The 12,929-nt window shown below is 73.7% G+C and carries 11 protein-coding genes; 5 read left to right on the top strand and 6 right to left on the bottom strand.

The window, feature by feature from the left end; genetic code table 11:
• Positions 1 to 16: 16 nt before the first annotated feature.
• Entirely contained in the window at positions 17 to 1,810 is a 1,794-nt protein-coding gene (locus ACIP64_RS21500; protein ID WP_401589055.1) for an MOSC domain-containing protein, read from the bottom strand.
• 173 nt (positions 1,811 to 1,983) lie between these two features.
• Between ACIP64_RS21500 and ACIP64_RS21495 the strand changes: the two genes are divergently transcribed.
• Together ACIP64_RS21495 and ACIP64_RS21490 are read left to right on the top strand one after the other, a co-directional pair.
• Positions 1,984 to 4,818 (top strand): DEAD/DEAH box helicase, encoded by a 2,835-nt coding sequence (locus tag ACIP64_RS21495; protein WP_401589052.1) that lies wholly within the window; start codon positions 1,984 to 1,986, stop codon positions 4,816 to 4,818.
• Between the two features lie 152 nt (positions 4,819 to 4,970).
• Complete coding sequence (locus ACIP64_RS21490) at positions 4,971 to 5,648, top strand: TetR/AcrR family transcriptional regulator (RefSeq protein ID WP_401589050.1); 678 nt, start codon at positions 4,971 to 4,973, stop codon at positions 5,646 to 5,648.
• Positions 5,649 to 5,787: 139 nt separating this feature from the next.
• On the opposite strand, the gene ACIP64_RS21485 is transcribed toward ACIP64_RS21490, so the two are convergent.
• From ACIP64_RS21485 to ACIP64_RS21475, 3 genes are all read right to left on the bottom strand, one after another.
• Entirely contained in the window at positions 5,788 to 6,762 is a 975-nt protein-coding gene (locus tag ACIP64_RS21485) for an ADP-ribosylglycohydrolase family protein (RefSeq protein WP_401589047.1), read from the bottom strand.
• 45 nt (positions 6,763 to 6,807) lie between these two features.
• On the bottom strand, positions 6,808 to 7,137 hold the full coding sequence (locus tag ACIP64_RS21480; RefSeq protein ID WP_401589044.1) for a hypothetical protein: 330 nt from the start codon (positions 7,135 to 7,137) through the stop codon (positions 6,808 to 6,810).
• 481 nt (positions 7,138 to 7,618) lie between these two features.
• Positions 7,619 to 7,843: a DUF397 domain-containing protein gene (locus tag ACIP64_RS21475; RefSeq protein WP_401589042.1), complete on the bottom strand. Its 225-nt coding sequence runs from the start codon at positions 7,841 to 7,843 to the stop codon at positions 7,619 to 7,621.
• A 250-nt stretch (positions 7,844 to 8,093) separates the two neighbouring features.
• Between ACIP64_RS21475 and ACIP64_RS21470 the strand changes: the two genes are divergently transcribed.
• The 3 genes from ACIP64_RS21470 to ACIP64_RS21460 all read left to right on the top strand — a co-directional run bounded on the left by ACIP64_RS21470 (position 8,094) and on the right by ACIP64_RS21460 (position 10,822).
• Positions 8,094 to 8,789: a PadR family transcriptional regulator gene (locus ACIP64_RS21470; RefSeq protein ID WP_401589040.1), complete on the top strand. Its 696-nt coding sequence runs from the start codon at positions 8,094 to 8,096 to the stop codon at positions 8,787 to 8,789.
• A 213-nt stretch (positions 8,790 to 9,002) separates the two neighbouring features.
• Positions 9,003 to 10,031, top strand: coding sequence for an ATP-binding cassette domain-containing protein (locus tag ACIP64_RS21465; protein ID WP_401589037.1), 1,029 nt, complete (start codon positions 9,003 to 9,005; stop codon positions 10,029 to 10,031).
• Positions 10,028 to 10,822: an ABC transporter permease gene (locus ACIP64_RS21460; protein WP_401589034.1), complete on the top strand. Its 795-nt coding sequence runs from the start codon at positions 10,028 to 10,030 to the stop codon at positions 10,820 to 10,822. Before ACIP64_RS21465 ends, ACIP64_RS21460 begins: the two co-directional genes overlap by 4 nt.
• 76 nt (positions 10,823 to 10,898) lie before the next feature.
• On the opposite strand, the gene ACIP64_RS21455 is transcribed toward ACIP64_RS21460, so the two are convergent.
• Both ACIP64_RS21455 and ACIP64_RS21450 read right to left on the bottom strand, forming a co-directional pair.
• On the bottom strand, positions 10,899 to 11,753 hold the full coding sequence (locus ACIP64_RS21455; RefSeq protein ID WP_401589031.1) for a siderophore-interacting protein: 855 nt from the start codon (positions 11,751 to 11,753) through the stop codon (positions 10,899 to 10,901).
• Between the two features lie 109 nt (positions 11,754 to 11,862).
• Positions 11,863 to 12,780, bottom strand: coding sequence for a 5'-3' exonuclease H3TH domain-containing protein (locus ACIP64_RS21450; RefSeq protein WP_401589480.1), 918 nt, complete (start codon positions 12,778 to 12,780; stop codon positions 11,863 to 11,865).
• Between the last annotated feature and the right edge of the window lie 149 nt (positions 12,781 to 12,929).

The following is a 12,929-nucleotide window of genomic DNA, read 5'->3' as shown; positions in this document are numbered from 1 at the left end:
GGGCGTGTGAGCGGGGTCAGAGGTCCAGCACGAGGTCCTCGGGCGGCTGCGCGCAGCAGATGAGGACATCGCCCTCGCCGGGCGGCTCGACCGGGTCGGGCTCGTAGCGGACGCGGCCCGAGAGCAGCGCGGTCTCGCAGGTGTGGCAGACACCGGTGCGGCACGACCAGCGCGTGGGCACGTCGCAGGCCTCGGCGAGTTCCAGCAGCGTGCCGTAGCCGGGGTCCCAGGGCACGTTCAGGCCGCTGCGGGCGAAGGACACCGTGGGGCCGGTGGCCGGGCCGGGCGGGTGCGCGGGCTGGTGCGGGGCCTTCGCCGGGCCCTGGGCGATGCCGGGGGTGATCGCGGACTGCGCCCCGAAGGCCTCCGTGCGGATGCTGCCGGCCGCGAGCCCGCAGGCGCGCAGGGCCTCGGTCATGTCGGCCATGAAGGCGTCGGGGCCGCAGACATAGGCCTCCGCTTCGGCCGGCGGGGCCAGTGCGCGCAGCACGTCCGCCGTCAGCCGGCCCGCCGCGGTGTAGTCGGTCCCGGGGCGGTCCTGCGCGCGCGGTCTGCTGTACGCGACGTACGCACGGCTGCCGGGCAGTCCGGCCAGCAGGTCGCGTGCCTCGGCGGCGAAGGGGTGGTGGCGGCCGTCCCGGGCGCCGTGCACCCACCACACCGGCCGCCGGGTGCCCGCGTCGGCCAGCGCGTGCAGCATCGCCAGCACCGGTGTGGCCCCGACCCCCGCGGACACCAGCAGGACCGGCGCGGTCCCCTCGTCCAGGGTGAAGGCGCCGCGGGGCGCGGCGACTTCGAGCACGTCGTCCACCTTCAGGTGCTCGTGCACATAGGTGCTCGCCGCGCCGTGCGGTTCCTGCTTCACGCTGATCCGGTAGGCCGCCGCGCCCGGCCGGCCCGACAGCGAGTAGCTGCGGATCACCGGCGGCGCGTCCGGGCGGGGCCGCATCCGCACGGTGAGGAACTGCCCGGGCAGCCCCGGCGGTACCGGCCGGCCGTCGGCCGCGGCGAGCGTCACCGAGGAGATGCCCTCGCTCTCCGGGACGATCCCGGCCACCCGCAGCGTCCGGAAGCCCGGCCACGCCGGCGGCGGGCCGACGCTTCCCGCGGTCAGCCCGGCGTTGCTCCTGGCCGTCCCCGCCGGCCTGCCGTCCTCCGCCTCGCCGGCCGCGTCCGCGAGCAGGGCCCGCATCGAGCCCTGCCAGCCGGGGCTGAGCGCCGGGATGCGCAGCGCGCGCTCCACCTGGGACCGCTCGTGGCCCGGCAGGTAGAGCACCGCGTCGATCTCCGCGACGGTCATCGCCTCGGGTCCCGTGGCGAGCTTGACGATCTCGTCGCCCGCCGTCACCTCGCCCTCGGTCAGGACGCGGAAGTAGAAGCCCGGCCGGGCGTGGGCGACCAGCAGCGCCGCCATCCGCGGCTCCTCCATCCGCAGGCCCACCCGGTAGCAGGTCACTCGGGGCTGGGTCACCTCGAACTCCGCGGTGCCGATGCGGTAGCGGTCGCCGATGCACACCTCGTCGTCGGGCAGTCCGTCCACGGTGAAGTTCTCGCCGAACTGGCCGTAGGCGAAGTCGTCCCGCTTCAGCTGCTCCTGCCAGTGGCGGTAGGAGTCGAGCTGGTAGACCAGCACCGCCCGCTGCTCCCCGCCGTGCCCGGCGAGATCGCCCTGGCCGTCGCCGTCCACATTGAGCCGCCGCACGGTGCGCGGGCCCGCGACGGGCCGCTTCCAGACACCGGTGTGCGTGATCCGCCCGCGCCACTCGACGTCCTTGGGCAGTCCGACGTTCACGGAGACCAGGGTGGCCATGAGGTCCCTTCCTCGTCGGCGTCCGGGCCGGGGCGGCGGTCCGTGCCTGCCACGCTAGTGCCGGTCCGGTTCTTCGCAAACCGGACACGGAGCGGCCCGCCGGGGCGGCCGTGGTGCGCGGACGGTAAAAGATCAGTCGGGTGTCAGTGGTGCCGGGTAGTCTCGTTTTCAAGATGAACGACGAGATGTCTCCCGCCGAGCGCTACGCGGCGTCCAAGGCCCGGGCCGCCGAGCAGGCCACCGCACTCGCGGGCTTCCGCGAGCTGTACGACTTCGCCCTGGACCCCTTCCAGATCGACGCCTGCCGGGCGCTGGAGGAGGGCAAGGGCGTGCTGGTGGCCGCGCCCACCGGATCGGGCAAGACCATCGTGGGCGAGTTCGCGGTCCACCTGGCCCTGCGCGAGGGCCGCAAGTGCTTCTACACCACGCCCATCAAGGCCCTGTCGAACCAGAAGTTCACCGACATGGTCAAGCGCTACGGCGCCGAGCGCGTCGGCCTGCTCACCGGCGACAACAGCGTCAACGGTGATGCGCCGATCGTGGTCATGACCACCGAGGTGCTCCGCAACATGCTCTACGCGGGGTCCCAGGCGCTCGACGGCCTCGGTTACGTGGTCATGGACGAGGTGCACTACCTCTCCGACCGCTTCCGCGGCGCGGTGTGGGAGGAGGTCATCATCCACCTCCCGCAGTCCGTGACGCTGATCTCGCTCTCCGCGACCGTCTCCAACGCCGAGGAGTTCGGCGACTGGCTGGACACCGTCCGCGGCGACACCGAGGTCATCGTCTCCGAGCACCGCCCGGTGCCGCTGTGGCAGCACGTCCTGGCCGGCCGCCGGATGTACGACCTCTTCGAGGAACGGCAGGGCGCCTCCGGCCCGGCCCCCCAGCGCTCCGTCAACCCCGACCTGGTGCGCCTGGCCCGCATGGAGAACCAGCGTCCCTTCAACGGCCGCGACCGCCGCGCGGGCAAGATCCGCGAGGCCGACCGCGAGCGGGACCGGCGCCAGCAGCGCCGGATCTGGACGCCCAGCCGGGCCGAGGTCATCGAGCGGCTGGACGCCGAGGGGCTGCTCCCCGCGATCACGTTCATCTTCAGCCGGGCCGGCTGCGAAGCGGCCGTCCAGCAGTGCCTGTACGCCGGGCTGCGGCTCAACAGCGAGGAGAACCGGGCGAAGGTCCGGGCCGTCGTCGAGGAGCGCACGAAGTCCATCCCCGACGAGGACCTGCACGTCCTGGGCTACTTCGAGTGGCTGGAGGGCCTGGAGCGGGGCATCGCCGCGCATCACGCGGGCATGCTGCCGACCTTCAAGGAGGTCGTCGAGGAACTCTTCGTCAAGGGCCTGGTCAAGGCGGTCTTCGCCACCGAGACGCTCGCGCTCGGCATCAACATGCCCGCCCGCTCCGTCGTCCTGGAAAAGCTCGTCAAGTGGAACGGCGAGACCCACGCCGACGTCACCCCCGGCGAGTACACCCAGCTCACCGGGCGCGCCGGGCGGCGCGGCATCGACGTCGAGGGCCACGCCGTGGTGCTGTGGCAGCGCGCCTTCGACCCGGCGCACCTGGCGGGGCTCGCCGGCACCCGCACCTATCCGCTGCGGTCGTCGTTCAAGCCCTCGTACAACATGGCCGTCAACCTGGTCGGCCAGTTCGGGCGGCACCGCTCGCGCGAGCTGCTGGAGACCTCCTTCGCGCAGTTCCAGGCGGACCGCTCGGTGGTCGGCATCTCCCGGCAGGTGCAGCGCAACGAGGAGGGACTGGAGGGCTACAAGGCCTCCATGACCTGCCACCTCGGCGACTTCGACGCATACATGTCGCTGCGCAGGCAGTTGAAGGACCGCGAGGCCGAACTGTCCCGCCACGGGGCCAACCAGCGCCGCGCGGCCGCCGTGCAGGCCCTGGAGAAGCTGCGGCCCGGCGACATCATCCACGTCCCGTCCGGCAAGTTCGCGGGCCTCGCCCTGGTGCTGGACCCCGGTGTGCCGGCCGGCCGCAGCCCCGGCCACCACAGCCGGCAGGACCAGTTCCACCAGGACGGGCCGCGCCCGCTGGTGCTGACCGCCGAGCGCCAGGTCAAGCGGCTGGCGCAGATGGACTTCCCGGTGCCCGTCGAACCGCTGGACCGGATGCGCATCCCGAAGTCCTTCAACCCGCGCAGCCCGCAGTCCCGCCGCGACCTCGCCTCCGCCATGCGCTCCAAGGCCGGTACGGCGGGCATCGCCCCGCAGCGGCCGCGCCGCGAGCGCTCCGCCGCCGCGGACGACACCGAGATCGCCCGGCTGCGCACCGCCATCCGCGCGCACCCCTGCCACGGCTGCGACGAGCGCGAGGACCACGCCCGCTGGTCCGAGCGCTACCAGCGGCTCGCCCGCGACACCAAGCAGCTGGAGCGACGCATCGAGGGGCGGACGAACACCATCGCCCGCACCTTCGACCGCATCTGCGCCCTGCTCACCGACCTGGGCTACCTGGAGGGCGACCAGGTCACCCCCGACGGACGCCGGCTCGGCCGGCTCTACGGCGAACTCGACCTGCTCGCCAGCGAATGCCTGCGCGACGGCGTGTGGGAGGGCCTCGACGCGGCCGAACTCGCCGCCTGCGCCTCGGCCCTGGTCTACGAGGCCCGGTCCGCCGACGACGCGCTGCCGCCGCGGCTGCCGTCCGGCAGGGCCAAGGAGGCGCTCGGCGAGATGGTCCGCATCTGGGGCCGGCTGGACGCGCTGGAGGAGGAGCACCGCATCAACCAGGCCGAGGGCGTCGGCCAGCGCGAGCCCGACCTCGGCTTCGCCTGGTCCGCCTACCGCTGGGCCTCCGGCCACGGCCTCGACGCGGTGCTGCGCGACGCGGACATGCCGGCCGGCGACTTCGTGCGGTGGACCAAGCAACTCATCGACGTGCTCGGCCAGATCGCCGGCGCGGCCCCGGAGGGCGGCGAGGTGCGGCGCAACGCCCGCAAGGCGGTCGACGGCCTGCTGCGCGGCGTCGTGGCCTACTCCTCGGTGGGCTGAACCCTTCCGGGTGCCTTCGGGCCAGGGCGGGCCGGCCTTCGCCCAGGCCGTGGGACGGTCGGGCATTCCGCGACGGCCCGACCGCGGCGTCCGCGGCCCGGCCCCGTCGCGGGACCGGGCCGCGCCGGGGAGGCCTGTGCGAGGATCGGGGGATGAGCGGCACGGGACGGCGGGTCGGACGGCCGCGGGCGCAGATGCGGCCGGAGACCGGGCTGTCCACACGCGAGGAGCTGCTGGAGGCCGCGGCGGAGCTGTTCACGACGCGGGGCTACGCCGCCACCACGACGCGCGCCGTCGCGGAGCTGGCCGGCATGCGGCAGGCCTCGATCTACCACTACTTCGCCGGCAAGGAGGACCTCCTGGCCGCGCTGCTGGAGGGCACCGTGCGCCCCTCCCTGGCGCTGGCCGGTGACCTGACCGGCCGGGACGACGTACCCGGCGAGGCCCGGCTGTGGGCACTGTGCCGTGCGGACGTGGCGCTGCTGTGCGGCGGCCCGCACAACCTGGGCGTGCTCTATCTGCTTCCCGAGGTGCGGGCCGAGCGCTTCGCCGGGTTCCGGTCGGTACGGGAGGAGCTGAAGGCCGCCTACGCCGCGCTGCTGGCCGCCACCTCGGCCGGTGCGGAACTGCCGCCCGCGGCGTTCGCCGTCCGTGCCGACCTCGTCTTCGGCCTCATCGAGGGCGTGATCCTGATCCGCCGCGAGGCTCCGATCCCCGATGCCGCGGCGTTCGCCTCGGCCGCCGCGGATGCTGCCCTGCGGGTCGCCGGGTGCCCCGAGGATGTCATGGCGGGCCTGCGCCGTGAGGGCGAGGCGCTGCTGTCCCCGTGAGCCGTGCGGCCAGGATCCGGCCGGGCCGGCCGGGGATCGGCACGTGCAGGGGTTCGGTCCGGCGTGCGGGGACGGCGTTGCTCCCCGTAGGAGCCGGTCGTCCGCACCGCCTTGCGGGTCGCCGGGTGCTTCGGGGACGTCATGGCGCGTCTGCGCCGGGAGGGCGAGGCGCTGCCGGCTCCGTGAGGCGCGCGGCCAGGTCCACGAGGTCCGTCGCACCCAGGATCCGGCCGGGCCGGCCGGGGATCGGCACGTGCAGGGGTTCGGTCCAGCGTGCGGGGACGGCGTCGAGCCCGTGGACCGCGCCGGCCAGGGTGCCCGTGACTGCGGCGACCGTGTCGGTGTCGCCGCCGAGGTCGATCGCGGCGCGCACCGCGTCCTCGTAGGAGCCGGTCGTCCGCACCGCCCAGAGCGCGGAGCCGAGGCAGGGCCAGACGGCGCCGTTGAACTCCGTGGCCAGGTCCGGGTGCCAGTGCGGCGCGAGCACGACGGCCCAGCGGTCCCGGTACGGTTCGGGCACCTGGGCCAGGGCGTCGGCCACGACCTCGGGTGCGACCGGGTCGCCGCCGTCGAGGGCGACGCGTACGAGGTCGTGGAGGATCGCGCTGCCCTCCCAGGCGGCCCGGTCGCCGTGGGTGAGGGCGGCGATCCGGCGGGCGGCGTCGAGCGAGACCGCCCGGCCCTGCCCGGCGAAGTGGACGGCGGCGGGGGCGGCGCGCATCAGGGCACCGTTGCCGGCCGCCCGCTCGTGCGTCTGGTAGTGCAGGGCGGCGGCCAGGTTCCAGGGATCGCCCGAGGTCAGGACGGTCTCGGTCTGGATCCCGATGTCCTTGGGGGCCGCGGCCGACCAGCGCCGGAACCGCGCGAAGATGTCGGGCAGGTCGAGGGTTCCGCGTTCCAGCAGGGAGTCCGCGACGAGCACGGCCATCTGCGTGTCGTCCGTGGCCTCGCCGGGGTCCCAACCCGCGCCCCCGCACATCTCGCCGCCGCCGCCCGCCCGCGGGAAACGCGTGCTGAACGCGCCCTCCGGACCGAACTCGAAGGGCGCGCCCAGCGCGTCGCCGACCGCCGAACCCACCACGGCGCCGGCCGCTCTTTGTGTGCGTTCCGTCACGCCGTCAGCCTATGGGCACTCAGACCGGGGACGGACCGCCGGTGGTCAGCAGTAGCGGCTCCAGCCCGAGCGGTAGCCGTCGCGGTAACCCTGGCGGTAGTCGCGGTCGTTGCGGCGGGGATCGTAGGACTCCCGGTAGTCGCGGCAGCGCGGCCGGGAGTTCCGGGAGTCGTAACGCCCGTCGTCGTAGCCGTCCCTGAAGCCCCGCCGGTAGCGGTCGTTGGACGACTGCGGGGCGACCGTGCCGGAGGACGGGGCCGCGACGGCCGTCGCCGGGCCTGCCGCGGCCGCTTGCGACGCGGCGGCCGGCAGGAACGCCACGGCGCCTGCCGCGGCCGGGGCGACGAGCAGGGCGAGAAACTGCTGTGCGCGCATGATGTCCCCTTCCGGAAGCCGGAACGCGCAGGTGACGCGCCGTCCTGGCCGAGGCGGCCGATGCGGCGGCCGGCCGGGCGGACGCGGTGGAGGAGCCGAGGTGCGCCCTCGTCAGGAGGTGGGCCGGAGCCGTGCTCCGTGTGGCCGGATCACCGTCGGCGCTGTCCGTTCTTCGACCGTAGCGAGACGGGTGTCATGTGTCCACTTGTGGGGCTTTTGCGGTGCAGGAAGGGCGTGTTGACGATGTGACCGCTGCGGCGCGGGGCGCCGGTCCCGGGTGCGGCCGGGGCGTGCCGGGCGGACATGGAAAAGCCCCTGGAGCCGACTCCAGAGGCCTTCTGCCGTGAGCCGCAAGCGTGTTGGCCTGCCCGCCCGGAATCCCGGGCGGTGCGCCCTTGCCACGGTGTTCGGCGGCCCGTTCGCGGGCCCTGTGCATCGGCTTCGGCGAGCGGGCCGCCGAACAAGGGTGGTACGGGGCTCGTCAGCCGAACTCGCCGTCGCGCACGCCGTCCCGGAACGCCGCCCACTCGTCCGCGGTGAACCGCAGTGCCGGCAGGTCGGTGTTGTCCGAGTCGCGGATCGCGACGGCGCCGCCGCCGAGGTCCGCGACCTCGACACAGAGCTCCCGGTAGGGGCTCTTGGTGCTCTTGACCCAACGTGCCTCCGTCAGGTCACGTGCGTACAGGTCGGACTTTCGCGCTTGCATGGGAAACTCCGTTCGATACTCGATCGGATCTTCCCTTCCCACCCTTGCCCCGTCCCCACCGGTCCGCAACCGCGGGAGCTGAAGGGGATTCAGATGGGCCTGACCTCGGTGATGCGGTGCCGTGCGCGGCCCTGCGGGTCCGCGGCACCGCCGCGGCCCGGCCGTCGAGATTCGCGATGTATCGCGCTTGTCACGTCGCGATACTCGCGATATGTTCGGCTACGGATATACGGAAGCGAGGTGTACGGACATGGCGGCGCGCCGCAAACTCGGCAACCCCCTGGCGCTGGCGGTGATGGCGACGCTCGGCGAGCGGCCCATGCATCCGTACGAGATCGCGCAGGTGCTCCGGCAGCGGGGCAAGGAGCAGAGCATCAAGATCAACTACGGCTCGCTCTACACGGTCGTGCAGAACCTGGAGAAGCACGGATTCGTCGAGGTCACCGGTGTTCAGCGGCAGGGCAACCGCCCCGAGCGCACGCTGTACGGCCTCACCGACGCCGGCCGCGAGGAACTGCACGACTGGCTCTCCGACCTGGTCGCCGTCCCCGTCCGCGAGTACCCGTCCTTCGAGGCCGCCCTCTCGCTGCTGCTCGTGCTCCCCGCCGACGAGGTGGTCGGGCTGCTCACCGAGCGGGTGGCCAAACTGGAGGTCCAGGCGGCCGCGGTGCACGGTGTGCTCGCGCGGCTCCGCCGCGACCTGCCCCGGGTGCTCCTGCTGGAGACCGAGTACCAGGTCCACATGATCGAGGCCGAGGCGGCGTGGATCCGCGCCTTCCTGGACGACCTCGAACGGGGTGCCGTCTCCGGCGCCGCCGAGTGGCGGCAGTGGCAGGCGACCGGCGAGATGCCGGACACCTGGAGCGGGATCGACGACCTCACCCGGGACGGCGCGGCCGCCCGCCACTTCAGGGAGGAACTGGGCAAACTCACACCCCCCTCGTGAAAGAACCCCCGGTGGGCCGCTGCGGGAACAGCGGCCCACCGGAGGTGAATCCCGGACCGGACACCCGCGGGAACGGATGCCAGGCGACCGAGGTGCAGCACACCCAGGGTAGCCCGGCACTCCTCCCGTCGAACGGTCCGCACCGGCACGCCGGTGCCCATCGGCACCGGCACCGACCGACACCGATCGACACGACAGGCGGAGGAATCTGTCATGAGCACCCGCGCGCCCGCGATCGTGGCGCACGACCTCGTCAAGACCTATCCCGGGGACGTCCGGGCACTGGACGGCATGGGCATCACCGTGGAGCCCGGCACCGTCTTCGGACTGCTGGGCCCCAACGGCGCCGGCAAGTCCACCACCGTCAAGATCCTGACCACCCTGGCCCGGCCCGACTCGGGGACCGCCGTCGTGGCGGGCCACGACGCGCTGCGCCACCCCGACCGGGTACGGCGCGCCATCGGCGTCGTCGCCCAGAGGTCCGGCGCCGACCCGGTCGCCACGGGCGCGGAGAACCTGCGGCTGCAGGGCCGGCTGTACGGCCTGCGCGGCACGGGCCTCACCGGTCGGGTCGACGAACTCCTCGCCCGGTTCGACCTCGTCGACGCCGCCGGGCGCCAGGTCAGGACGTACTCCGGCGGCATGCAGCGGCGTCTGGATGTCGCGCTCGGCCTGGTCCACCGGCCCGAGGTGCTCTTCCTCGACGAGCCGACCACGGGGCTGGACCCGGAGGCGCGCACCGCGATGTGGGACGAGATCGCCCGGCTCGCCGGCGACGAGGGACTGACCATCCTGCTCACCACGCACTACCTGGAGGAGGCCGACCGGCTCGCCGAGCGTGTCGCGATCGTCGACCGCGGCCGGGTGGTCGCCGAGGGCACACCCGACGGGCTCAAGGGCGAACTGCGCGGCGACGCCGTGCACGTGGAGCTGACCCGGCCGGCCGGCCCGGTCGACGCGCATCTGCTGGAGACCGCGCTCACCGAGTTCGCGGGTGTGCGGGAGGCGGTGCTCGACGGGCGCCGGCTCAGTGCCCGTGCGGACGACGGCGGAGCCGCCGTGCCGCGGGTGCTCGCGGTCCTGGAGCGCGAGGGCGCCGCCGTCGCCTCCGTGACGGTCGCCCGTCCCTCCCTGGACGACGTGTACCTGCGGTACGCCGGACGCCGCTTCGCCGACGCCGATACCGGATCGCCGGCGGCCGCCTCCGACGCCGTCCCCGCGAGCGCCGGAGGTGCGCGATGAGCACGGCGACCGCGCCGGGCAACGCCCTCACGCAGACCTGGTACATGACGCAACGTCAGCTGATGGCGGTGCTGCGGCAGCCCGCCTACCTCCTGATCACCCTGGTGCAGCCGGTGATCTGGCTCTTCCTCTTCGGCGGGCTCTTCCGCCGCGTCGTGGAGCTGCCCGGCTTCGGCGGGGGCTCCTACCTGGACTACCTCGTGCCGGGCGTCGTCGTGATGAGCGCGCTGTCCTCCAACATGTGGGCCGGGATGGGCACCTTGGAGGAGATCGAGCGCGGCACCCTCAACCGCTTCCTGACCACCCCGGTCAGCCGGGCGGCCCTGATCAACGGCAACGTGGTCTCGCAGGGGCTGAGCACCGCCCTGCAGTCGGTCGTCATCGTGGCGCTGGGCCGGCTGGGCGGCGCCGACTACCCCGGCGGGGTCGGCGGACTGCTGGTGCTCGTCGCGGCGTCGGTGCTGCTCGGCACCCTGGTGGGCGCGTTCTCCAACGCCATGGGCATGCTGGTCCGGCAGCGGGAGAGCATCATCGGCATCAACACCTTCCTGCTGCTGCCGCTGACGTTCCTGTCGTCCGCCTTCATGGCGCCCGCGCTGATGCCGGCCTGGATGCGGCACGTCGCGGACTTCAACCCGGTGAACTGGGCGCTGGTCGCGGGCCGTTCCGCGATGGCCGACACCCCCGACTGGGGCGGCGTGCTCAGCCGGGGCGGCGCGCTGGTCGCGGTGGCGGTCGCCGCGGTGTGGCTGTCGACCCGCACCTTCCGCTCGTACCAGAAGTCCGTCTGAGTCTGGCCCGGCACAGACAGCGAGGCGTGACCCCGTCGCGGGGTCACGCCTCGTGCGTCCGCAGGGGACCGCGGTGTCAGGAGGCCAGGGCCCGCGGGGTCTCCTGCTCCTCCTCCACCCGGCGGTTCCAGTCAGCCTTGGAGGCCTGCCATCCGTCCTCGTCGTGCCCGGTGCGCCAGTAGCCGGAGATCGACAGGCGCTCGCGCGGCACCCCGTGCTCGACGCGCAGCAGCCGCCGCAGCTGCTTGACGAAGCCGGCCTCGCCGTGGACGAAGGCCTGGAGGTCCCCGGGCGGGAACTCCAGGGCGAGCACCGCGCGCAGCAGGGCCTCGCCGACGCGGCCGGTGCCGCGGTGCACCCAGGTGATCTCGGCGTCACCGGGCGTGGGGAGCTTCTGCTCCTCCTCCGGCCCGGCGACCTCCACGAAGACATGGGCGCGGGAGCCCTCCGGCAGCCGTTCCAGCGACGCGGCGATGGCCGGCAGCGCGCTCTCGTCGCCCACCAGCAGATGCCAGTCGGCGGCCGGGTCCGGCATGTACGCCCCGCCGGGACCGAGGAAGAGGATCTCCTCGCCGGGCCGGACGCGGGCGGCCCAGGGGCCGGCCAGGCCCTCGTCGCCGTGCAGGACGAAGTCGACGGTCAGCTCGCACGACTCGGCGTCCCAGTGGCGCACCGTGTACGTCCGGGTGCGCGGCCACTGCTCGCGCGGGAACTCCGCGCGGATCGCCTGGATGTCGAAGGGCTCGGGGTAGCGGACGCCCTCGGCGGGGAAGAACAGCTTGATGTAGTGGTCGCTGCAGTCGCCCACGGGAAAGCCCTGGAGCGACCCGCCGCCGAGCACCACGCGCACCATGTGCGGGGTCAGTCGTTCCACGTGCTGCACCCGCGCGCGGTTGAGCTGCGGCTTCCTGCGCACCGGACGGTCTGCCATGAACACACTCCCTCACGACGGTTAGGCAAGCCTAACCCATTGCTCCCCCGGAAGGCGACGACTCCCGGAACGCGCGCGCTGCCGGGCGGGCCGCGGGAGCCGCGCCGCCTCAGCCGGCCTGCGCCGCCCCGAGCACCGTGAGCAGCCGCTGCAGCGCGCCGCCGAGCCCCCACCGCTCGGCCAGGGCCGACAACTCCTGCGGGTGGCGCGGCTCGCGTGGGAGCCGCGGCTCGAAGACGGGCAGCGGCACGTCGCCGGCGACATGGACGACCTTGGGCGCGACGGCGACATAGTCCGCCGCCTCCTGGAGGCGCTTGCGCTGCGCTGGGGTGATCCTCGACGCGGGGTCGTGGGCGGCCGCCATGATCCCCGCCAGGTCCCCGTACGCGTCCAGCAGCTTGGCCGCGGTCTTCTCGCCGATGCCCGGCACGCCCGGCAGGCCGTCGCTCGGGTCCCCGCGCAGCGTGGCGAGATCGGCGTAACCGGGGCCGTCCACCCCGTACTTGGCGCGCAGCCACGCCTCGTCGACCACGTCGAGCGCGCCCACGCCCTTGACCGGGTAGAGCACGCGCACCCCGCGCGCGTCGTCCACGAGCTGGAACAGGTCGCGGTCGCCGGTGACGATGTCCACCGGACCGGCCGCCCCGCCCGCCAACGTCCCGATCACGTCGTCGGCCTCGTACCCCGCGACCCCGACACGGGCGATGCCGAGCGCGTCCAGCACCGCCTCGATCACCGGCACCTGCGGCGACAGCGTGTCCGGCACCTCCTCCACGTCCGAGCCCCCCGGGACCTCCTCGGCCACCCGGTGCGCCTTGTACGAGGGGATCAGATCCACCCGCCACTGCGGACGCCAGTCGGCGTCCATGCACGCCACCAGGTCGCCGGGGGAGTGGTCGGCGACCAGGCGGGCGATGAAGTCCAGCAGTCCGCGCACGGCGTTGACCGGCGTGCCGTCCGGGGCGCGCACCGAGTCGGGCACCCCGAAGTACGCGCGGAAGTAGAGGCTGGCGGTGTCGAGGAGCATCAGGCGTCGAGTCACACGCCGATGATGCCGCAGACCTCGGACACCGCGGACACCGTGACCTCGGTCACGGAACAGTTTGCTCCGCTTGTGTCGGGGCAGCCGCCGGTCCGGAGCGGGCCAGGAACGCTCCACGACCTGGGTGCGGGGGC

The sequence above is a fragment of the Streptomyces sp. NPDC088733 genome (genome assembly GCF_044751185.1).
GTDB lineage: Bacteria > Actinomycetota > Actinomycetes > Streptomycetales > Streptomycetaceae > Actinacidiphila.
This window is presented reverse-complemented; position numbering and strand designations above follow the sequence as displayed.

Bases quoted from the DNA above. Each gene is read 5' to 3' on its own strand.
- ACIP64_RS21500 (WP_401589055.1), bottom strand. From the start codon at position 1,810: ATGGCCACCCTGGTCTCCGTGAACGTCGGACTGCCCAAGGACGTCGAG.
- ACIP64_RS21495 (WP_401589052.1), top strand. From the start codon at position 1,984: ATGAACGACGAGATGTCTCCCGCCGAGCGCTACGCGGCGTCCAAGGCC.
- ACIP64_RS21490 (WP_401589050.1), top strand. From the start codon at position 4,971: ATGAGCGGCACGGGACGGCGGGTCGGACGGCCGCGGGCGCAGATGCGG.
- ACIP64_RS21480 (WP_401589044.1), bottom strand. From the start codon at position 7,137: ATGCGCGCACAGCAGTTTCTCGCCCTGCTCGTCGCCCCGGCCGCGGCA.
- ACIP64_RS21475 (WP_401589042.1), bottom strand. From the start codon at position 7,843: ATGCAAGCGCGAAAGTCCGACCTGTACGCACGTGACCTGACGGAGGCA.
- ACIP64_RS21470 (WP_401589040.1), top strand. From the start codon at position 8,094: ATGGCGGCGCGCCGCAAACTCGGCAACCCCCTGGCGCTGGCGGTGATG.
- ACIP64_RS21465 (WP_401589037.1), top strand. From the start codon at position 9,003: ATGAGCACCCGCGCGCCCGCGATCGTGGCGCACGACCTCGTCAAGACC.
- ACIP64_RS21460 (WP_401589034.1), top strand. From the start codon at position 10,028: ATGAGCACGGCGACCGCGCCGGGCAACGCCCTCACGCAGACCTGGTAC.
- ACIP64_RS21455 (WP_401589031.1), bottom strand. From the start codon at position 11,753: ATGGCAGACCGTCCGGTGCGCAGGAAGCCGCAGCTCAACCGCGCGCGG.
- ACIP64_RS21450 (WP_401589480.1), bottom strand. From the start codon at position 12,780: ATGCTCCTCGACACCGCCAGCCTCTACTTCCGCGCGTACTTCGGGGTG.